Origin of the sequence: Arsenophonus sp. ENCA, assembly GCF_002287155.1 — a bacterium.
Lineage (GTDB): Bacteria > Pseudomonadota > Gammaproteobacteria > Enterobacterales > Enterobacteriaceae > Arsenophonus > Arsenophonus nilaparvatae.
In genome coordinates this window covers 1-22,273 of the sequence record NZ_NHNG01000211.1, presented here as the reverse complement: position 1 = coordinate 22,273, position 22,273 = coordinate 1, and the positions used below count along the sequence as shown (strand labels likewise).

The window sequence follows — 22,273 nt, the reverse complement described above, 5'->3', positions numbered from 1 at the left end:
CCTGAACAAAAACAAGAAAATAAAATAATCTCGGGCATCCGTATTACAGTTGAACACGCCATCGCGGGTATCAAGCGCCTCGGTTGCATGACCCAAATTTTACGGAATCGTAGACCCTTTATTGATGATACCTTCTTACTCCTTAGCGCAGGTCTTTGGAATTTCCATCTCAGAACAGCGTAAAATTTACTTCAATCACCGAAACACCCTTATTTCACTATTAAGCAACACGCTTAATCAGTGCACAATCTTTGGGACTTGTGCGCTCTATTCTCACCATGATAGCGTTAGTCTCACTGATTTTAATTTGGTCTGAGCCACACTCAGCATTCTCTTTTCTGGAAAATATCCGGCTTTGGAATATCACTACTACGGTAAATGGTGTAGATACCATTCAACCGATCACCCTCAGCTCACTATTTATTACTATTCTTATTATTATAATTACAGCACAACTAATTAGAAATTTGCCGGCATTGTTGGAACTCGCCCTGTTACAACACCTTGATTTAACTCCAGGAACTGGCTATGCAATCACCACCTTGACTAAATATACTATTGCGCTAATAGGTAGCTTAGTCGGGTTTTCCATGCTTGGTATTGAGTGGTCAAAACTACAATGGTTAATTGCCGCGATGGATGTTGGACTTGGCTTTGGGCTACAAGAAATCTTTGCCAATATCATTTCTGGCTTAATGATCTTATTTGAGAAACCAATTCGGATAGGCGATACCGTCACTATTCGTGATTTAACAGGCAGTATTACCAAAATCAATACTAGAGCAACAACCTTAACAGATTGGGATCGCAAAGAAATTATTGTTCCTAATAAAGCCTTTATTACCGAGCAATTTATTAACTGGTCGTTATCCGATACTATCACTCGTATTGTTTTAACCATTCCAGCGCCCGCTGATGTAGATAGTACCGAGATCAGTCAGATATTATTAAATGCCGCCGAGAAAACGCCGATGATTTTAACTAACCCGGCACCTGAAGTATATCTAGTTGATTTACAACAAGGTATTCAAATCTTTGAATTACGTATTTATGCGGCAGAAATGGGGCACAGAATGCCTGCCCGCCATGAAGTTCATCAAAATATATTAATCGGTTTTGCACAACATGGGATCACGCTACCATTTCCGCCCTTTCAAGCCCGAGTTTATATTGCCAGTAATAATCTATTACGAAGTGCAACAAAAAATACATCTGGGCGAAAGCCGGCAAGAAAAGCCGGAGAATTATAAATTACAATCAACTTTGGCCGTTTAAATAACAGATAAAATTGTATAAAAATCAAACAAAATATATCATATTTATTTTTAACATAAATATAATATTATTTTAATATATAACGGATTTAATCTAGTTATCAGTTAATTTATTTTTAATCAATTTGGGTGGGGTACTTTTTAATATAACGTTCAGCTAACGCCTGCGCTGCCTTCATTTCTTTATCAGAAAACAATTTACCGATCCTATCATGAAATTTTTGACTTTCTTTATTACCATTACAAGCTGCGGTAGCTAACCATGCATAGGCCATTTTATTATCTTTATTAACACCATGTCCCTCTGCATACATGACACCTAAACGATCCTGAGCTTTAGCATACCCCTGTTTTGCAGCGTGTTTAAACCAATAGACGGCTTTTTTATAATCTTTTATCACACCGTTGCCAATACTATACATTAATCCCAAATTAAACTGTGCCAATGCATAACCCCCTTTTGATGCTTGCTCATACCAATATGCTGCTTCCGGTAAATTTCGTTTCACACCTAATCCATGAGCATACATGGTAGCCATATTGCTTTGCGCACGAACATGCTGCTGGATTGCTGCCCTTTGGTACCATTCTATTGCCCGATCATAATCACGCCTAACACCAAAACCATTAACATACATAGTCGCGAGTCTAAATTGCGCATCTGCATTACCTAATTCAGCTGATTTCAAATACCAAACGACAGCCTGTTTGAAGTCCTGAGAAATTCCTTGTCCACGGAAATATTTTTCCCCCAGTTCATACTGAGCTTTGTCATTACCTTGTTCAGCTAATTGCTGTAATTGCGTTATTCTATTAGATTTTGTAGTTGTTATATTAGCAGATACTAAAGAACCATAACTTATTATTCCTAGCGTAAATACCAGAATTAATTTTCTCATATCGCCAGCTCCTTTTTATAACTAACGCTTCAAAAATTATACTAAGATACTAATCTTAGTATCCCTTTATTTCACACTATACAAATCACAACTCAAAAATAGATTTAAGCAATTTATTTTCCATAATATAAATTATAATAAATCTTGAAAATTCATTATTAATTAACCTGTTGATATAATTAAAAACGGAAGCACTACAACAAATTAATAATAAATTATTCTGTTATTTTCTAAAGTGAACTCCCGTAACCTCAATTTACATGGTTTTTATCTACGCTAAATATTTAAATACCACTATAAAAGTTGACGTAAATAATAGGAAACGGCTTCTTCTTCATTAGAACCAATAATTTCCATATCAGGTAAATTATCTCGTAATAATTGATGTGAGTTTTTCATAATGCAGCCTTTTCCCGCCATGATTAACATTTCATAATCATTCATTCCGTCACCAAAAGCGATACAATCCTGCAAAGTATAGCCTAATAAATCCGCTACCTGCTTTAGTGCATTTCCTTTGGAAACACTACCATTCATAACCTCTAGACAACATGGTAATGAAAAACTAACGTTGACACGATCACTCCAACGATTTCTTATTTGTTCCTGCAATAGCAGTAACTGCTGATGATCTTCGCAAGTAAAATAAACTTTGCTCACATCCGTCGTCGAAAAATTATCGCGCTCAAAAAGTTGATAGTGAAAAACAGACTCTTGAAAATATGCTTTTTGCTCCGGGCTCTCCCGATTAATTAACCAATTATCGCTAGAATAGTAGTTGGTCAGAATATTTGGATTATCAAACTCCATTAAACAGAGCTCATGAACAATATCAGGATCAAGATTATGCGTTAAAATCAGCTCTCCATTGGTGTTATGTACCCTAGCGCCATTAGATGTGATCATATAAGCATTAATCCCTAACCCATTACGGATCTGATCAACATCAATATAGTGGCGACCCGTAGCAAAAATGAAATGAATATTTTTTCTGCTAATAATTTTAACGTTTCTTTTGTATAAAGGGGTAAAGTGTGGTCAGGAGACAGTAAAGTACCATCTAAATCTGAAGCAACAACAGAATACGTCATTGTTTTTCCTTGGTTAATCAATGTTGAACAAAAAAATCACAAATTGCATTAAGTGCCATAGCTCGTAATGCATCGTTTTCAAATAATATTTCATGGTCTGCCCCTTCGATAATTAAAGGTAGCTTTTCCTCTCTTCCCATCTGCATTTTTTGCCGAGCGACACAAAATCTCTGAATATCCCGATTATTAACGACCTTATCTTCACTCGCTTCTAATACCATCAACGGAACCTCAATCTCTGCCGCTTTTTCAATTAAGCTAGCACCAAACTGCAGACTCTCCCCAATCCAATGATAAGTTGGACCACCAAGACGTAGTTCAGGATAATCGGCATAATAACGTAAATAACGCCGATAACGTTCATAACTATGGGTCAACACATTAATAATAAAGGGTAATGGCTGCCATCTACCGGTTGATACTGCATAATCATCACGGGTATTGGATCTCGCCTCAGCACATTGAATGATAAAATTTGCCAACCAACGTGAAACCGGTAAATTAATGCCTATCATTGGAGCACATAAAACCGCAGCATTAAAGGTCAGACTATCTCTCAGCAAATAACCGGCAAGAATAGCCCCTCCCATTGAATGGGAGAGTGCATAACAACGTGAATAGTGTCGTGACTTGATCTCAAGAGAAATAAAAGATTCAAAATCATCAATATAATCAGTAAATTTTTCGACGTGCCCCTTTTGCGGATCGGCCAACATTCTTCCCGAAAGGCCTTGTCCACGATGATCTATGATAAAAATATCATAACCAAGATGATAAAGATCATAAGCGACTTCAGGATATTTTACATAGCTTTCACTACGCCCGGGCAAAATAACAATCGCTTTATCATGCTGAGCAGAACAAATTTTTACATAACGAATAGGAATATTATCAACGCCAATAAATTCTGCTTCATCATGCATCTTCCAAAAATCTAAAAGCGGACCATTAGCAAACGCTAAAAACTGAGATTCACGTGTCAGCCAACTCGCTTTTAGCATGTCAGGCGTCATAATCACTCCTAAACTCATTCTATACCTGCCAGATGAGCGCGAATCAATGTCATAAATGCCTCACCAAATCGTGCTAATTTTCTTTGACCTACACCATTAATCAGCAGTAGTTCATTCGGCCCGACAGGACATCGCTCCGCCATCTCTATTAAAGTGGCATCGTTAAAAACCACAAAAGGTGGAATATTTTCTTCATTAGCAATCACTTTTCTTAATTGACGTAATTTAGCAAATAATTTTTTATCATAATGGCCTTGGTAGTTTTTATTTTGCTGATTACGGCTTTTTTTCGATAAAACTCTAGCAACAGCCAATTGTAATGGTACCTCGCCGCGCAATATCGGCCTAGCTGCTTCTGTCAATTGTAATGCTGAAAAATGAGCAATATTTTGGTTCACTAAACCCATATGAATAAGTTGCCGACATACACTCACCCAATGCTCATGACTCTGTTCTTTACCCAAGCCATAAACTGGCAACTTATCATGATCAAATTCACGTATACGTTGATGATTTGCGCCGCGCAAAATGTCAACAATATAGCCGATACCAAAACGCTGCCCTGTCCGATAAATACAAGAAAGTACTTTCTGAGCATCAATTAAACCATCATACCGTTTCGGTGGATCCAAACAGATATCGCAGTTACCACAAGGTTGCTGCCGATTTTCACCAAAATAATTTAACAATACTAGACGGCGACAAGTTTGTGTCTCGGCAAAAGCACTCATGGCATTTAGTTTATGGCGCTCAATCTCTTGTAATTGTCCGGCAGGCTTTTCCGCCAAACAACGACGCAACCAAGATAAATCAGCGGGATCATAAAATAAAATGGCTTCGGCAGCTAAGCCATCGCGTCCAGCTCTACCGGTTTCTTGATAATAAGATTCTATATTACGGGCAATATCAAAATGGACAACAAAGCGGACATTAGATTTATTAATTCCCATACCAAAAGCCACCGTTGCAACCACCACTTGCAAGTCATCTTTTTGAAAAGCATCCTGTACTTTTGCGCGTTGTGTATTATCAAGACCCGCATGATAGGCCGCCGCACTCAAACCCCGTTTATACAATCGCTCAGCTGTCTCTTCAGCTTTACTACGGCTATTGCAATAAACAATACCGCTGTTACCCTTTTGTCCTTTAATAAAAAACCAAAGCTGATCAAGAGGCTTGTATTTTTCTACTAAAGTATAACGAATATTAGGTCGATCGAAGCTACTGATATGGACAAGTGGTTCACACAGTTCAAGCCCGTGAATAATATCATTACGCGTTGTTTGATCGGCAGTAGCCGTTAAGGCAATAACTGGTAACTGTGGAAAACGACGCCGCAATTGCCCCAATGCTCGATATTCAGGGCGAAAATCATGTCCCCACTGTGAAATACAATGAGCTTCATCCACAGCCAATAAAACCGGATTTAATTTCGGCAATTGATCAAGAAAATTATCCATAACCAACCGCTCTGGAGCAATATAAAGTAATTTTATTTTGCCTTGCCGACAGTGCTCAATTACCTGCTTTTGCTGTTGCCCAGTTTGGCTTGAATTAAGATAACTGGCGTCAATACCATACTGAGAAAGCTGATCAACTTGATCTTTCATTAATGAAATCAGTGGAGAAACCACTATGGTTAAGCCAGGTAAAATTAAAGCGGGTATTTGATAACAGAGAGATTTTCCTCCGCCGGTTGGCATGACAACCAAACAATCTTGATTTGTAAGTATAGTATTAATAATTTGTTCTTGGCCTGGCCGAAATTGCTGATAACCAAAAATCTGCTGTAACACTTGCCGAGCCGGGGATGTAATATTGATAATTTCCGCAGTAGACACTGGTATCCTTAATAAACGTGACTAATCAATTTCGATAAAAAGCGGTAAATAAATATATGCTACCTGACTCTGATAAGAATTACAGCATCCTATTAATTTCCGCTATAAAATAAAGAGGTTAGAAGAAAAAAAGTCACTCTTTATTATGCCAAATAACCATTTATTTTTACCTATTCATAAAGCATAATCATAGAAAAATTGCCAACCTTTGCATAATAACAATCGTTGATTAACATAATATCTAATAATTAAGAGAATATTTATGAATACGCCCGCCCTTACATTGGACGATGCACAGAAACTTATAATTGGAAAATATCTTCAAATGCAATTCAACCAATTATTAGGTCTTGAGTTATTATCCTTTGATAACACCCAGATCAAGTTAATTTTTAACAACAAATCACAATTGATAGGAAACTTTGAACAGCAAATCCTACATGGTGGCGTAATTGCTGCAGTGTTAGATGTTGCTAGCAGTGTAATTTGCTTTTGTAATGCATTAAGTCGAATAACTTCATTGTCAAAAGAAGCGCTCAAAGACCCTTTATCAGCCTTTGCGACCATCGATTTAAATATTAATTACTTGCGTCCAGGTCGTGGTAAAAAATTTATTGCAAGTGGAAAAATCATTCGCACTGGTAATAAGATTTCTGTTGCCCGAGCCGAATTGCATAATAACGAAAATAAACATATCGCAACAGGCATAGCCACTTGTTTGGTAGGTTAAATAAAAATAACCAAGCTAAGACCATAATAAAAATCTATTTTAAATAAACGTTATATGAAGCTTATATTATTAAGCTGGCCTTTCTACTTTGCTCAAGTTATCTTTATTTATCTGATAAATTCAGAGCCAATTCTTACGTTTAAAATAAAGATAAGGTGCCAGCCCGGCAATAATCATCAATATAATTGCTGCCGGATAGCCAAAACGCCAGCCTAATTCAGGCATAAATTCAAAATTCATACCGTAACTGGACGCCACCAGCGTTGGCGGTAAAAAGACTACAGAAACAACGGAGAAAATTTTAATAATTCGACTCTGCTCAATATTAATAAAACCCATTGCCGCTTGCATAAGAAAATTTACTTTTTGAAATAGTGATTCATTATGAGGTAGCAGTGATTCAATATCACGTAAAATATATCTCGCTTGCTCTAATTGACCTGCCGGCAATCTTGCTCGGCGGATCAAAAAATTTAATGCTCGTTGACTGTCCATCAAACACAACCGCACTTTCCAGCCAATATCTTCTTGTTCCGCTAAATTAGAAAGTGCGCTATCGAGTTCATCACCTTGTTTGCCTTCCAAAATAATCCGGCTTAACGATTCCAATACGCTATAAATATTTTCTATTACATCAGCAAGTTGTTCAATTTTGGTTTCAAATAAATCTAAAAATAACTCATAAGCATTAGCATCGATCAGCTTTTGGCTTCTTGAACGCATACGATACAAACGAAAAGCCGGCAGATCACACTCCCGCAAGGTATATAAACGGCCATCACGAAAAGTGAAAGCAACCGTCGAATTACTAACATGTTCATCACTATCTTGATAATAAAAAAATGAATGAATATGTAAACCATCTTCATCCTCAAAAAAACGAGCCGATGCTTCAATATCGGTTAATTCAGATGGGGTTACTAATAATTGTTTCAATTCAGTTTGCACTGTTTGCCGTTCTTTTTCATCAGGCTCCATTAAATCAACCCATACCGCATCGGTTAGTTTTTCACCTTCATCAAGCTCAAAGCGAGACAAACGGTGGTTGTCTAATTTAAATGCCAGCAGCATATTATGACGCCTCCTTCAGAACCCCAAATAGCAAAATAATAGCCAATTAATTAGTAACAAAAACTCCCATACTTCAACCATTCTTTATTGCAACTCTAATTTAGCATAAGCTGCAACCAGCCATTTGATCCCTTCGCCCTGAAAAGCTATCTGCAAGCGGCAACGCTCACCATCCCCTTCCAAATTAATAATAGTTCCTTCACCAAACTTAGGATGACGAACCCGTTGGCCTAATGCATAGCCACTATCATTTCGATTAATTGGGGTACCAAGTCGCTGATGACTAATAGGGCGAGAAACCGTTGCACGCAAACGGACCTCTTCAATACATTCAGTCGGTAATTCTGCAATAAAACGCGAAGGACGATGGTAGACTTCTTTACCATATAATCGACGGCTTTCCGCATAAGTCAGCGTCAATTTCTCCATCGCTCGTGTCAATCCAACATAAGCCAATCGCCTTTCTTCTGCCAGCCCTCCGCTCTCTTCCGCACTCCTTTGGCTTGGAAACATACCTTCTTCCATACCAACAATAAAAACCAATGGAAATTCTAAACCTTTTGCCGAATGTAGCGTCATTAACTGAACGGCATCTTGATGTAACTCCACCTGCCCTTCACCGGATTCCAACGCAGCATGAGACAAAAATGCTTGCAGTGACATTAAATCTTGATCTTCTTCTTGATAACTAAATTGACGAGTAGCAGTGACTAACTCCTCAAGGTTTTCAATCCGCGCTTGCGCTTTTTCGCCTTTTTCTTGCTGGTACATCGACCGCAGACCTGAGTCGTGGATCACGCGATCAGTTTGAACATGTAACGGCATATCCGTCGTTTCTTTAGCTAATGCATCAATTAGCTCAAGAAACCGTTCAATCGCCCCGGCCGCCCGACCTCCAAGGACTTTTTCAGCTAATAAATATTCACAACTTTCCCAAAGCGTGAGTTGTTTTTCACGCGCGGCCTGACGAACAGTGTCTAAAGTTCGTTCGCCGATACCTCGAGTTGGTGTATTAACAACTCGCTCAAATGATGCATCATCATTACGGTTAGCAACCAAACGTAAATAAGAGAGCGCATCTTTAATTTCCTGCCGCTCAAAAAAACGTTGGCCACCATAAATACGATAAGGCATTGAAGACTGTAATAAGGCTTCTTCAAGCACTCGTGATTGTGCATTGCTGCGATAAAGAATTGCGCACTGCTTTAAAGCGCCACCTTTCTCATGCCATTGTTTAATGCGACTAACAACATAACGCGCTTCATCTAACTCGTTGAAGCCACAATAAAGCGAAATAGGTTCACCATCAGCCCCTTCTGTCCAGAGATTTTTTCCTAAACGGTTATTATTATTGGCAATCAGTGCATTAGCCGACTTCAAGATATTGTTAGTCGAACGATAATTTTGTTCTAGCCGAATAGTTTCCGCCGCTGGAAAATCTTGCAAGAAACGTTGAATATTTTCTACCTGTGCACCACGCCAACCATAAATTGACTGATCATCATCACCAACAATCATCACCTTGCCAGTATCACCGGCCAAAATACGTATCCAGGCATACTGGATACTGTTGGTATCTTGAAATTCATCAACCAGAATATTGGTAAAACGTTCACGATAATGTTGTAGTATATGCGGTTTCTTCAGCCACATTTCATGGGCACGCAATAAAAATTCAGCAAAATCAACTAATCCAGCCCGATCACACGCTTCCTGATAAGCCTGATAAACTCGCAGCCACGTCGCCTCTGTTGGATTGCCATAACTTTCAATATGCTGTGGCCGCAAGCCTTCATCTTTTTTTGCATTGATGTACCACATAGCCTGACGTGGTGGCCACTTACTCTCATCCAGATTGATGGCCTTGATAATTCTACGCAATAAACGATATTGATCATCACTATCTAAGATTTGGAAATCTTGCGGTAAATTGGCATCCAAATAGTGAGCCCGCAATAGACGATGCGCCAGGCCATGAAAAGTTCCTACCCACATACCGCCTTGATCGCTACCTAATAACGCATTAATACGATGACGCATTTCAGCCGCTGCTTTATTGGTAAATGTCACCGCCATAATCGAGAAAGGCGAAACCTTATCAACCATCAGTAACCAGGCAATTCGATGAACCAGTACCCGTGTTTTACCACTACCTGCGCCAGCAAGTATTAACATATTCGTTCGAGGAGCAACAACAGCTTCGCGTTGCTTATTATTTAGGTTTTCAAGTAAATATGAGGCGTTCATGGTTACCATTAAATTAAGAGAGCAGTCAATAAATCACTACTGTGTTTTTAACCAGATGAGAAGATTATATCAGCGCAATGAGTGAAGATAAACCGGTGATCTCAATATGAGGTAATATGTCATTCTCATTGGTGGCTAGTAAGTCGCTATTGTTAGTATTGATCCAACAAGCTTGCATGCCACTGTGTATAGCACCTTGAATATCGGTTGTTAAATCATCACCGACATGTAAAATTTTATCCACTACAATATTAAATTTCTGCGCGGCAAGATAATACATATCACTAAACGGTTTAGCGCGTCCATCTGGCCCCGCTTTTAAAACAAATTGAAAATAATCGCCTAATCCACAAGCATACGGATCTGCATTGCCATTAGTAATAACCGCTAGTGGGAATTTTTCGGCTAAGGTAGATAAGATTTTATGGGTCACGTCTGGAACTACGATTTGACTACGCCAATAAGAAAAGTGTGCCATTATATCGTCAGCACCACCAGCAGATCCTTCTCGATCGTAACCATACTGACAAAGTAACGCCTTAACTGCTAACCAACGCCACTGTGTAACATCATGATAAATTTCAGGATACTGATTAATAATTAACGTTTGATAGTTTTTCAAATCGGCAAATTGAAGTTTATTAAAGCGATCGTCATAGCAACGAATAAAATTTAATAATTCCTGTTCAGTTTTAGCAATAACAGGGCGATTATCATACAGTGTATCATCCAAATCAAAGGTAATCGCTGCAATAGAAGTTAATTGCCGATAAACATGCATTCAAGGTTTCTCCCTTTTTGCCCTTGGATGAGCCACATCATAAACCTTGGCTAAATGCTGAAAATCTAGGTGAGTATAAACTTGAGTGGTAGAAAGATTAGCATGTCCTAGTAGCTCTTGGACTGCCCTTAAATCGCCACTTGATTCCAGGATATGAGTGGCAAAAGAGTGACGAAGTTTATGAGGATGAATATGACTCCTAACATTCTGACGAATTCCCCATAATGCAAAACGCTTTTGTACATTCCGAGCGGAAATACGCTTTCCTCTTTGGATTGAGATAAAAACAGCTTCGTCTTGCTTAACATATTGCTGGCGCATCTCAAGCCAACGGATTAACCATTCTACCGCAATACGTCCTAATGGTATCTTCCGTTCTTTACTACCTTTTCCCATAACCCAAACTTCACCATTAGGTAAATCCAGATGTTGGCAATTTAAATTAACCAGTTCCGATAAACGCAATCCTGCGCCATACATCACTTCCAACATGGTTCTATCACGTACAGATAGCGGATCTGCTAAATCAATATTTAACAACTGATTGACTTCATCTACATCGATATTTTTTGGTAAATGGCGTTTATTTTTCGGCGTTCTAACGGTTTTGGCTGGATTAGCGGTTAATATGCCCTGTTCAACTAACCAATTTAAAAAACTTCTTAATGACGAAAGACGCAAAGCGAGAGTCGCTGCCTGTGATCCTTGTCGGCGACATTTTGCAACCATCATACGAACATGTGATGTTTCTAATTGCGTCCAATCATTGATGTTCATATTTATAGCCATGTCCATTAACATGACTAATTGGCGTTGATAATTAATAATCGTCACGGGGCTTAGCTGCCGTTCTACACGTAAGTAATGCAAAAAGTCGTCAATTCGCTGCTGCAAGCTTTGCCGTGTTGAATTCATGCACGAGTTACCCAGCGTAATAGCAAATCGGGCAATAATTTGGCTAAGTGGTCAAGCATTGTCGTTCCCATCCCTTTTTGATAATGCTGAGTATCGCGGCTACTAAAGATCACCATCCCTAAATTACCATAAAGACCTAATAAAGAAATAGCTACCGAACCGACATGATTTGCGTCTGGCATTAATAATAATATTTCTGGGTTATTTAACGTACCAAGATAATGATTTTTTTCACCAAATCTCTGAATACGAACAGGCTCAAATGCCTGACGAGAAATCATAACTTTTTGCGCATCCATTGGTATGCCTAGCTGCCAACAATCACTAAACAAGCGAATATAAGCACCACTCAAACCAAAACTTCTTGACCAGGCATATAAACGTTGCTGAAAATCGGCAAAATCATCTGCCGTTGATAGCTGAATAACCAATTTTAACAGTCGATTAAATAGTATTTCATTATTGCGCACCTGCTCAACCAATAGTTGCATATCCTGTTCCAAATTTTGGATATAAACTCGTTGACGTTTCATCGACCATTCAACTAATGAAACCGCATGATGAACCGGATGAGGAACCCGTATCTGTTCAACAGCAGCTGCATTGCGAATAAAAAAATGAGGATTGCTTTTTAGATATTTTACGACTGTCTGATCATCTAACAGAGGTTGAGGATCAAATGCTGCTTCTTTTTTATCCATAATAAAAGATCTCTTAACCAAACAAAACTTAGAAATGAATAACACCATCATAAACATGTGTCGCAGGGCCTGTCATAAACAGTGGATGACCCAATCCATTCCAACGAATTTTTAGCATGCCACCAGGTAAATCAACACGGACATTTTTTTTTAATAAACCTTGCTGAATACCGATAGCAACAGCAGCACAGGCACCACTTCCACAAGCCTGTGTTTCTCCTACACCACGTTCATGTACACGTAATCGAATGTGTTCATGATCAATAACCTGCATAAATCCTATATTAGCTCGCTCAGGAAAACGTTCATGCTTTTCAAGCATCGGCCCTAATAAAGCAACTTCAGCCGTGTCAATATTTTCAACCTGTAATACACAATGAGGGTTGCCGATAGAAACCACGCCACATAATATTGTTTGTTGCTGAGTTCTAATTATATAAGTTTTCTCAGCTTTTTGCGCTTTAAATGGTACTTTATTTGGCTCAAACTCAGGAATTCCCATATTGACACAAACATCTTCATTTTCTGCTACCGATAATGTCAACCTGCCAGATTGAGTACTTACCTTGATATCGCGTTTATTGGTCAGTTTTTTAAGGCGAACAAAACGAGCAAAACAACGGGCACCATTACCACATTGAGCCACTTCACTACCATCGGCATTAAAAATACGATAATGAAAATCAAGATCGGGATCATAAGGTGCTTCAACAACTAAAAGCTGATCAAATCCAATTCCCTTATGTCGATCTGATAAACGACAAATAAGTTCAGGAGAAAAATAAACATTCTGAGTAACGGCATCTACCACCATAAAATCGTTACCCAAACCATGCATTTTGGAGAATTGCATTTTCTACTCCATCTTAATCAATTGGCTATTTTGTCATTACTCGATTTTTGCAATGTTTCGGTCTGTATCGATTGATGTTCTGTCTCTTTAGACGATATCGTACTTTCAGTCTTTTGCTCCGCTGTTGCTTTTGCTGGGAAATAGAGTGGCCCTTTCAAACCACAAGCAGAAAGTAAGGTTAAAAATACCGATGTCATAAATAGCCAAAGTAATTTTTTCATTATGTTAACGCCTGCATGTTTAAATCATTATCCTTTATAATCTATAATCGCAGTTAGGCGTAGAAAAGCAAATAGGAAATTGACGATGACAGACACAGAATTTCATCAACTGGTTGATAAAGTGATGAATAAAATAGAAGAACAACTTGATCAGTATGATGGTAATAATGATATCGATTGCGAAACCCATGGCGGTATTATGACAATAACCTTCGAAAATGATAGTAAAATTATTATCAACCGCCAAGAACCACTCCATCAAATATGGCTAGCTACACAGTCAGGTGGTTACCACTTTAACTATAAAATAGACAATTGGTATTGTACTCGCAGTAATAAAAATTTTATCCAAATATTAGCCTATGCTATTAGTGAACAAAGTGGTGAACCATTTTCATTTGATCTCTAACTGCGAAAAAACAAATATCATTCTTTATTATTAATGTATATAAAAACTAATACCTGATTCTTCTCGACAGACATTCTCATTGAACGGTGAGTTTGAAAATGAGCCTGATAAATAAGGAATGACTTGATTTTTATCTTCCACTTTTATTATCTGATAAAATTGCGGTAAATTGAAATTAACTAAACTTGCACGGTAGGTAGAACGATAATGTGAGGATGAGTAAAAACGGCTGACATCCCTAACAAGTTCTTCTTTGTTTCCTTCACAGTGTGAATAAATTTCCACCCGGTTTTTTTCATCTAAAATATAGATATTAAAACCATGATTTTCTTCTGTATCCTCAAAGAAGAATTGTACAATCCCTTCACTGGCATAACGATCAACAACTAAAGGTAAATGATAAGTTTCTTTTATATCCAGTTTTACTGGCAAACCATGTAATTTATTATTAGAAATTGCACCATAAAATTCGACTGCATTTTCCAATTTCTGCACTGAAACATTCAAACGCTCAAAAAACAATCCCCAGGTCTGACCTGCAATACGTAGTGCCTTGAAACGCCCTGAGTCATTACAACTGCTTGATAGACGTAATTCAATACATTCTGAAACCAGCTGTTGAACACGTGTACCGATCAACCCTCTCATATGTTGGCTATAGCAGAAAACTTCAACCACATCTGGCAGTTCAGCATCTTGATGCATTTTGCCCAGGATCGTTTTTAATGCTTCCAACATAGATTGCTCACCGGAGAAATGGAGTGTTCTCACCTCATTCCAAGAGTTACGATACAGTAGATCAATACTGCTCACTAAGCATTGCGGTGGATCACCAAAACTCAATATGTCTAATTTACGTAAATCAAAATGGATAATCTGATCAGAAAACACCGCTGTCGGATCTTTCTCTAAATTAACAATAATGGCTAAATGGCGAATTTCACAGGGACTATATAAAGCTTTTGGTGTAGGTGCTAGTAATCGAATAGGAAAATTTGTGGTTATATCATTAATAAATTGATGTAATTTATTCTCATCACATTGTGAACCACCATTATGAATATAAATATGGGATTGTTCTGTCAATAAACCATTGAAGTAAGTCCATGCCACTAATTTACTAAGATAACGGTTATATTCTAAAGGTTGGTGTCCAATGATAGAATCAATAGTTGGCGCCTTATTATATAAGTACCAACCACAGCGATTGGCGCGCCCAGCAGGAACATAAATAAAAGTGAGATGACTTTCAGATAGATCTGGTGAAATTTGCGGATTAACTAAAGTGACTTTGCCGGGTAATACTTCAAAGGCGGCATACAATTTCCGTGTCAACACACCAATATCTTGTGGGCTTGCACTAATCCGTAAATTATTACGACGGGCAAAGCGAATAAGATTACGATAACTTTGCATCATGGTGTCAAGTAATTCATTATGTGCATCTCGAACCTGCGCTATTTTCCAATAATTTCGCTTGTCGAGGACGCTTAATCGCTCTGTATTCCACTCCCATGAAGTAACAAGCTGTGATAACACCTGCCTGCGCCAACTACCACTCACCGAGGTACTATTTTCATCAGACAATTTTTCACAAACTTTGAGGTAAAAACAGCGACGAATCAAATCAAGGCGTTTAAAATCACCGATTTCCATTAAATAACGGGTAACGCGTTCTAACATTAAACAATAGGCATCCAGACCATAAGAAACAATTTCCCCGGCATGCAAACGTTTCTTAAATTCCATTGCCAGCAACATACCATGCGGATAATTCCAGGAATAAGCTTCCAGTAAAATACTTTTCAGCACCGCTTTATAAGGAGAATCAACACTTTTATACAATTGCCACAAGCTAGCACCAAAATATTCTTCAGCCGATAATTCACCTAAGCCGCCTAAATCCAACCACTCATTTGGCGTTAATACTCCCCGCGCGTACAAAAATAAAACATATTCATCATAATTGGTTTCTTCTTCTGCGGGTACCATCATCCATAGCAAACGTTTCCCAGCCATACGAACCGCTGTACGATAAAATTCATCCAATAGCAATATATGTTGTGTTGTTCCGCAATCTTCGTCGCTCAAACTACCACTTGTATGATGGCGAAAACGATTTTCATCAATTAAAAAGAAAGTAACATCTATACCAAGCGAGGACGCCCATTGCTCAATTAATGTACATTTTTTTTGTAACAGTTGTCTTTCTTCTTGATCTAACCATGATTGATGACATACCCAAATATCTAAATCAGAAACATCACTTTGCCCGACTGATGATGTACTTCCCATGGAATAAATACCTGTAATAGGTAATTCACCATTGGTTTGTTGTGAAGATAGTTCACAAAAAATATATGCCTCAAATTGCTTTAACCAATTAATTTGCTGAGCATCAGGCGCAAAAAAACAGACACCAGCAGGTACATTACCTTCTATATAACCAGGTAACATGGGATGATGATAATTTAATAAAACTGGCAGCAATCCATATACATGCTTGAACGCTTCATTCATAGAAGATGATGCTCGTTCCAGTCGTAATTGATTGATCGCATCCAATCTTTGCTTTAGTGTCTCAATATAAAGATACAAAAGTTTTGCCTGAATTAACTTTAAAAAATAAATAACCTTAACTCAGCCATTGGTTCCTTGGGTATTGGGGAACGATAACAGCGATAAGCTTTTTGAATAGGTTGCTAGAAACGTGATCAATTTAACATTTTGTACCAAAAGGGTAAAGTACATTACACCTACATTAACTGTTTATTTTTCACACTAAATGCTTTCCATTTTTTTACCTAAAAAATCTTTTTCGTTTCTAAGAATTTCAAATAGATGATCTATATAAAAAAAGGAAACAATTGATTAAATTTTCTTATCAAACTTTTATAATTACCTCCAGTAATAAATATTCAGATAAATATAAAGAAATTAATTAAATATGTATTTATTTGCTTTAATCCAATAACAAAAAATCACGTTGCAGCTGTTGTAAGCCACTTTTTTCTGTTTACAAATCGCACTATGTATTAGCTATATTTATTAAGTGTTCAGCTACAACTAGAAAAAAACTTACCAAAATGTTAAAACTGTCTACCTTTCCTTTATAATTCACTCATAATCTAATTACCTAAGAAAAATAAAAATATGTCAACACAAACACTGCGTATCGCAACAAGGAAAAGTCCATTAGCAATGTGGCAAGCGATTTTCATAAAAACACAATTGGAAAAGCATCATCCAACACTAACGATTGAACTTATTCCCATGAGTACTCAAGGTGATATCCTACTTGATACTCCCCTGGCTAAAATTGGTGGCAAAGGACTTTTTGTCAAAGAATTAGAAAATGCACTACTAGAAAACCGAGCTGATATTGCTGTTCATTCTATAAAAGATATTCCCGCAACTTTTCCTAATAACTTAGGATTAATGGCTATTTGCCAGAGAGGAGATCCTCGTGATGCTTTTGTATCCAATCAGTACGATTCCCTTGATGAGCTTCCAGCTGGGAGTATTATAGGAACATCAAGCCTACGCCGCCAATGCCAACTACGTCATACTTATCCCCACTTGGTTATTCGAGATCTGCGTGGTAATGTCGGAACACGGTTGAGTAAATTAGATAATGGTGAATACGATGGTATTATTTTTGCTGCAGCTGGCTTAAAACGTCTAAGTTTAGAAACACGCATACGTATGCCACTGCCACCAGAGCAGTCATTACCAGCAGTTGGGCAAGGCGCAATTGGTATTGAATGCCGTCTAGATGACTATCACACACAACATTTTCTAGCGTCATTACATCATCATGATACTGCTATCTGTATTCAAGCAGAACGAGCCGTCAACAATCGATTGGAAGGTGGCTGCCAAGTCCCAATAGGTAGTTATGCTATTTGGCAAAATAAACAAATTTGGCTTAGAGCGCTAGTTGGTGCACCCGATGGTAGTCAAATTATTCGTGCAGAAAGATATTTTACCCCTGAAGACGCTCAACAAGCGAGTATTGAACTTGCGGAGGAGTTACTCAATAACGGTGCCAAACAAATTCTTAACAAAATTTCGCCAGGAGCATTTTCTCGATGAGTATATTGGTCACCAGACCAAACCCCAGCGGTGAAAAACTTGTTCAACGTATTAGGTCATTAGGAAAAATGGCATTTCATGCTCCACTGATTGAAATTATGCCAGGTAATGAACTAGCCCTTCTGCCGACTAAATTAGCCAGGCTAACTAATGGTGATCAGGTTTTTTTCTTATCGCCAAATGCGGTATGGCATGCTAATTCAGCACTTTATTTATCAGGACGAAAATGGCCTGATACGCTATCCTATTATGGTATAGGGCTCTCAACAGCATCAACTTTTCACCGATTAACTAATTTGCCTATTCAACTATCTCAAGCTGGTGAAACTAGTGAGACATTAATTGAATTACCTGATTTACAATCAATATTAGGCAAAAAATCTTTGTTATTGCGGGGTAACGGTGGACGTGAACTACTCGCCGCAACGTTAAAATCGCGCGGAAGTCATATTGATTATTGTGAGTGTTATCAACGTCAACCAATAAAATATGATCGACAAACTTTCCAGTTGCAATGGCGGCAGGCAAATATTAAAACAATTATTGTTACCAGTGGCGAAATGTTACATTTATTATTTAACTTAATTACAGATGATGTTAAACCTTGGTTGCTTTCTCGCCACTTGATTATTGTCAGTGAACGTTTGGCCAGTACTGCTTACCAATTAGGATGGCAATCAGTCAAAGTAGCCAAAAGTGCTAATAATGATGCTTTAATTCAGGCATTAATGTAAACCGATATTGAGATATTAATTATGACGGAACAGAATAAACCGAATGAGGTGAATGAAAACCCATCAAATGCCTCAAAAACAGTAACGCAATCTACCGCCAAAAATGGTAACCCCCATAGGCAAAAGCGTTCTGGTCTGTTTGGTAGTATAATTACTATCGTTCTTATTATCATACTCGGTGGTGGCTTCTATTATTATCTTCATCTAAAACATCAACAAATAGTCAATGAAAGCAGTGAATTACAACAACAAATAAATGAATTACTACGTCAACAAAAAACAGAAAAACAGCAAATTAACCAATTGGTTGAATCCCAGCGTATTAGCCAGTTAGATAAGAAAGAATATGAGCAACAACTTGAACAACGCGTCGAAGAATTACAAGCACAAATCACAACACTTTCAAGTACAGATGTGAAACGCTGGTTACTAGCCCAAGCTGATTTCTTAGCCAAAATGGCTGGCCGGAAACTTTGGAATGACTATGATCCCGTTACTGCAATTGCCTTATTAAAAAGTGCTGATGCAAGTCTAGCAGAAATGAATGATCCTAATTTAATTGAGATCCGAAAAACGCTTAATAATGATATCAGTGGGCTATCAGCCATTACCCAAATTGATTATGACGGAATTATTTTAAAGCTTAATCAACTAAGCAGTGATATCGATAATTTACGCATAAATGATAGTGCTCCAGATGGTAACCCCATGGATGAGGATAGCACGGAACTTTCCAATAATATTGCTGATTGGAAACAAAATCTTAGCCAAAGTTGGAAAAGTTTTAGTAAAAATTTTATTACCATTCGTCGTAGGGATTCTCATGAAACGCCTTTACTTGCACCAAATCAGGATATTTACCTACGCGCCAATATTCGAGCACAATTATTTATTGCCGCCCAAGCCGTACCTCGTCATCAAGAGCAAATTTATAAACAATCTTTAGAGCAAATTTCAACCTGGATTCGAATTTACTTTAATACCAACGACGCGGCAACAAAAGCCTTCCTTACCGAAGTCGATAGACTAATTGAACAACCGATTACAATGGATATTCCCAGCGAGTTAAAAAGTTTATTACTACTCGATAAAGCGTTGCAAAAACGTATTCAAGGGCAAATTCCTTCTTCTCCAACACCGAAACCACAAAAAACGCAACCAACCAACGAAAAGAGAACAAATCATGACATAAAAATAGTTCCCCATGCTCCAACAGAAGAAGCGGTAAAACCTAGCAATGAAACCGCCCAGGAGGGAACTGCATGATAAAAGTACTGATCCTTTTTATTGTACTGATTGCTGGCATCATTATTGGTCCCATTGTCGCCGGGCACCAAGGTTATGTACTAATCCAAACCAACAACTACGATATTGAAACCAGTGTAACCGGTTTAGTCATCTATTTTATTATTTTACAATTTATTTTTTGTTTGCTTGGCTGGTGCTATCGTCGTATTCGCGGTACCTCATCATTTACCCATAATTGGCTAAAAGGCCGTAAATATCATAAAGCGCACAGTCAAACACAAAAAGCATTACTAAAATTAGCGGAAGGTGATTTTTCACAAGTCGAAAAACTACTGACAGGTCATGCTGACTATGCAGAACAACCGGTTGTTAACTATCTGCTGGCAGCAGAAGCCGCTCAACAACGCGGTGATGAGTATCGTACCAATCAATATCTTGAGCGCGCAGCAGAAGTCGCGGGTAACCATCAACTTCCTGTTGATATTACACGCGTGCGTATACAACTTGCTGAAGGTAAAATTCATGCAGCACGTCACGGTGTTGATAAATTACTGGATCAGGCACCGCGGCACCCTGAAGTCTTAAGAATGGCAGAACAAGCCTATCAACGTTCAGGAGCTTATCAAGCGCTTATTGAACTTTTACCTATTATGCAAAAAGAAAAGTTATATAGTGCAGAAGAGATCGATAAATTACGCAAAGACGCCTATAAAGGTTTGATTAATCAGTATATGGCTGAAGGTGGCAGCGAAAATTTAAAGGATTGGTGGCAGTCTCAAGGACGTAAAATACGTCATGATCCGGTACTACAATCGATCGTTGCTGCTCGTCTTATTGAATGCGACGATAGTGAAGCCGCAGAAAAAATTATTATTACAGGCTTAAAACAGCAATATGATGAGCATCTTTTATTGCTGGTTCCTCGTTTACAAATTAGCGATAGCAAAGCAATGAATAAAATCCTAACCAATCTAATAAAACAGTCAGGTGGTGCCACTCCCTTACTAAATAGTACATTAGGTCAACTTGCATTACACCATGGCGAATGGCAAGAAGCGGAAAAATATTTTAAGTCTGCTTTAGCACAACGTCCTGATGCTCACGACTTTGCCTGGCTTGCTGATGCTTTAGATAAACAACATAAAGCGGAAGAGGCAGCACAAATTCGTCAACATGGCTTACTTTTTTCATTAAAGCATGAAAATTGATGACTCTCTCTTCTCTATTGTTTTGATCCCGCCTCTAACTTATGGAGGCTTTTTTTACCTTTATCGATTGATTTGACATTTTTAACGTAAAACATTTGGATCAAATAGCATCAATAATACTATTTAGTAATTACCTGTTGAATAAAATTTTAGCTTTGCTAAATAATTAACAAAATAAAAAAACACCTATCAAAAGATAGGTGTCAAAATACAATCAGGTCTACAGACGGATTGTGCCTCACTCAACATTGCGTCCGGTTGGTGATGGATATTACGCATCGATAACGTGGACAATAGGCACATCAAATTGGCTCTGCGTCATCCAATAGTTTATGAAGCTGAAAGCTATCACAAGAAGCAAGATGAGCATCTACACTCTATCTTAGAGCATAATTCATGCCAAATATTACTTTTTACTCAAAGATAATCTTTTTGCGCCCACCATTGAATAAATATTCACCAATTAACTATTGTTTGCTTTTAACAAAATAATTTTATTTACTTTAATTGCCACAATTCACGATACACATTATAAAACTGTCTCTTATTAGAGACGTTATAGCAATATTTATATTTTTTCTTTATTTTTCATGAAATAAAATGTCTCTATATTGAGACATTAATTACTAGCTTTGTTGTTAAAACACGACAAACTTTTAAAAATAGATAAAAAAAACAACATTTTAAATACAATTATGCTATTTTTTCGCTATAAAAATGGGGAAGTCGATCGCCAATTCCCAAACGAAATGCAACAAAGTAAATCCTTGGTCATACATAGATAAAATTACTGTAATGACCCCATAAGAGATACTGTTGTATGAAGGGAAAACATTTGAACTTACATGAGCGTTTTTATATCGAAAAACGAATAATTGACGGTGTTACTCAGGCCACTATTGCTAGAGAATTGGGGCTTTCTCGTTCAACTGTCAGCAGGGA

The 22,273-nt window shown here is 37.8% G+C and carries 19 protein-coding genes and 2 pseudogenes; 9 read left to right on the top strand and 12 right to left on the bottom strand.

Annotation, left to right across the window (positions count from 1 at the left end):
- Together CBG25_RS05565 and CBG25_RS05560 are read left to right on the top strand one after the other, a co-directional pair.
- A partial coding sequence (locus CBG25_RS05565; protein WP_366212660.1) for a transposase family protein occupies positions 1-183 on the top strand: 183 nt, incomplete at its 5' end.
- A 53-nt stretch (positions 184-236) separates the two neighbouring features.
- Positions 237-1,250: pseudogene (locus CBG25_RS05560) on the top strand (mechanosensitive ion channel domain-containing protein); the annotation flags it as partial.
- 140 nt (positions 1,251-1,390) lie between these two features.
- On the opposite strand, the gene CBG25_RS05555 reads toward CBG25_RS05560, so the two are convergent.
- The 4 genes and pseudogenes from CBG25_RS05555 to recQ all read right to left on the bottom strand — a co-directional run bounded on the left by CBG25_RS05555 (position 1,391) and on the right by recQ (position 6,118).
- Positions 1,391-2,173: a tetratricopeptide repeat protein gene (locus tag CBG25_RS05555; RefSeq protein ID WP_290605167.1), complete on the bottom strand. Its 783-nt coding sequence runs from the start codon at positions 2,171-2,173 to the stop codon at positions 1,391-1,393.
- A gap of 294 nt (positions 2,174-2,467) precedes the next feature.
- Positions 2,468-3,264: pseudogene (gene yigL / locus CBG25_RS05550) on the bottom strand (sugar/pyridoxal phosphate phosphatase YigL).
- Between the two features lie 17 nt (positions 3,265-3,281).
- Positions 3,282-4,277, bottom strand: a complete 996-nt coding sequence (gene pldB, locus CBG25_RS05545; RefSeq protein ID WP_290605170.1) for a lysophospholipase L2 — start codon at positions 4,275-4,277, stop codon at positions 3,282-3,284.
- A 14-nt stretch (positions 4,278-4,291) separates the two neighbouring features.
- A complete protein-coding gene (gene recQ / locus CBG25_RS05540) occupies positions 4,292-6,118 on the bottom strand; it encodes an ATP-dependent DNA helicase RecQ (RefSeq protein WP_290605165.1) in 1,827 nt (608 codons plus the stop codon).
- 262 nt (positions 6,119-6,380) lie between these two features.
- Between recQ and CBG25_RS05535 the strand changes: the two genes are divergently transcribed.
- Entirely contained in the window at positions 6,381-6,848 is a 468-nt protein-coding gene (locus CBG25_RS05535; protein ID WP_290605163.1) for a thioesterase family protein, read from the top strand.
- Positions 6,849-6,968: 120 nt separating this feature from the next.
- Here CBG25_RS05535 and corA read toward each other — a convergent pair whose 3' ends face one another.
- From corA to CBG25_RS05500, 7 genes are all read right to left on the bottom strand, one after another.
- Complete coding sequence (gene corA, locus CBG25_RS05530) at positions 6,969-7,919, bottom strand: magnesium/cobalt transporter CorA (protein WP_290605161.1); 951 nt, start codon at positions 7,917-7,919, stop codon at positions 6,969-6,971.
- A gap of 84 nt (positions 7,920-8,003) precedes the next feature.
- Entirely contained in the window at positions 8,004-10,175 is a 2,172-nt protein-coding gene (uvrD, locus tag CBG25_RS05525) for a DNA helicase II (RefSeq protein ID WP_290605159.1), read from the bottom strand.
- 55 nt (positions 10,176-10,230) lie between these two features.
- On the bottom strand, positions 10,231-10,947 hold the full coding sequence (yigB, locus tag CBG25_RS05520) for a 5-amino-6-(5-phospho-D-ribitylamino)uracil phosphatase YigB (RefSeq protein WP_290605158.1): 717 nt from the start codon (positions 10,945-10,947) through the stop codon (positions 10,231-10,233).
- Positions 10,948-11,862 carry a tyrosine recombinase XerC gene (xerC, locus tag CBG25_RS05515; protein ID WP_290605157.1) on the bottom strand — a complete coding sequence of 305 codons (915 nt, stop codon included), beginning with the start codon at positions 11,860-11,862 and terminating at the stop codon, positions 10,948-10,950. It lies immediately after the preceding gene.
- Complete coding sequence (locus CBG25_RS05510; RefSeq protein WP_290605156.1) at positions 11,859-12,563, bottom strand: DUF484 domain-containing protein; 705 nt, start codon at positions 12,561-12,563, stop codon at positions 11,859-11,861. The genes xerC and CBG25_RS05510 overlap by 4 nt, the downstream gene beginning before the upstream one ends.
- 28 nt (positions 12,564-12,591) lie before the next feature.
- Positions 12,592-13,416, bottom strand: coding sequence for a diaminopimelate epimerase (gene dapF, locus CBG25_RS05505; RefSeq protein WP_290605155.1), 825 nt, complete (start codon positions 13,414-13,416; stop codon positions 12,592-12,594).
- A gap of 17 nt (positions 13,417-13,433) precedes the next feature.
- Positions 13,434-13,637 (bottom strand): lipoprotein, encoded by a 204-nt coding sequence (locus tag CBG25_RS05500; RefSeq protein ID WP_290605154.1) that lies wholly within the window; start codon positions 13,635-13,637, stop codon positions 13,434-13,436.
- Between the two features lie 85 nt (positions 13,638-13,722).
- Here CBG25_RS05500 and cyaY point away from each other — a divergent pair, with 85 nt between their 5' ends.
- Entirely contained in the window at positions 13,723-14,046 is a 324-nt protein-coding gene (gene cyaY, locus CBG25_RS05495) for an iron donor protein CyaY (protein ID WP_290605153.1), read from the top strand.
- A 30-nt stretch (positions 14,047-14,076) separates the two neighbouring features.
- Here the strand turns inward: cyaY and CBG25_RS05490 are convergent, their stop codons facing one another.
- The gene (locus CBG25_RS05490; RefSeq protein ID WP_290605152.1) at positions 14,077-16,644 is read right to left on the bottom strand and encodes a class I adenylate cyclase; all 2,568 of its coding nucleotides are present in this window, start codon (positions 16,642-16,644) and stop codon (positions 14,077-14,079) included.
- Between the two features lie 555 nt (positions 16,645-17,199).
- Here CBG25_RS05490 and hemC point away from each other — a divergent pair.
- From hemC to CBG25_RS21340, 5 genes are all read left to right on the top strand, one after another.
- Positions 17,200-18,141: a hydroxymethylbilane synthase gene (gene hemC / locus CBG25_RS05485; RefSeq protein ID WP_290605151.1), complete on the top strand. Its 942-nt coding sequence runs from the start codon at positions 17,200-17,202 to the stop codon at positions 18,139-18,141.
- Positions 18,138-18,875, top strand: a complete 738-nt coding sequence (gene hemD, locus CBG25_RS05480) for a uroporphyrinogen-III synthase (RefSeq protein WP_290605149.1) — start codon at positions 18,138-18,140, stop codon at positions 18,873-18,875. The genes hemC and hemD overlap by 4 nt, the downstream gene beginning before the upstream one ends.
- 21 nt (positions 18,876-18,896) lie before the next feature.
- Positions 18,897-20,141: a uroporphyrinogen-III C-methyltransferase gene (gene hemX / locus CBG25_RS05475; protein ID WP_290605148.1), complete on the top strand. Its 1,245-nt coding sequence runs from the start codon at positions 18,897-18,899 to the stop codon at positions 20,139-20,141.
- On the top strand, positions 20,138-21,331 hold the full coding sequence (hemY, locus tag CBG25_RS05470) for a protoheme IX biogenesis protein HemY (RefSeq protein WP_290605147.1): 1,194 nt from the start codon (positions 20,138-20,140) through the stop codon (positions 21,329-21,331). Before hemX ends, hemY begins: the two co-directional genes overlap by 4 nt.
- An 820-nt stretch (positions 21,332-22,151) precedes the next feature.
- On the top strand, positions 22,152-22,273 hold a 122-nt coding region (locus tag CBG25_RS21340; protein WP_366212652.1), incomplete at its 3' end, for a helix-turn-helix domain-containing protein.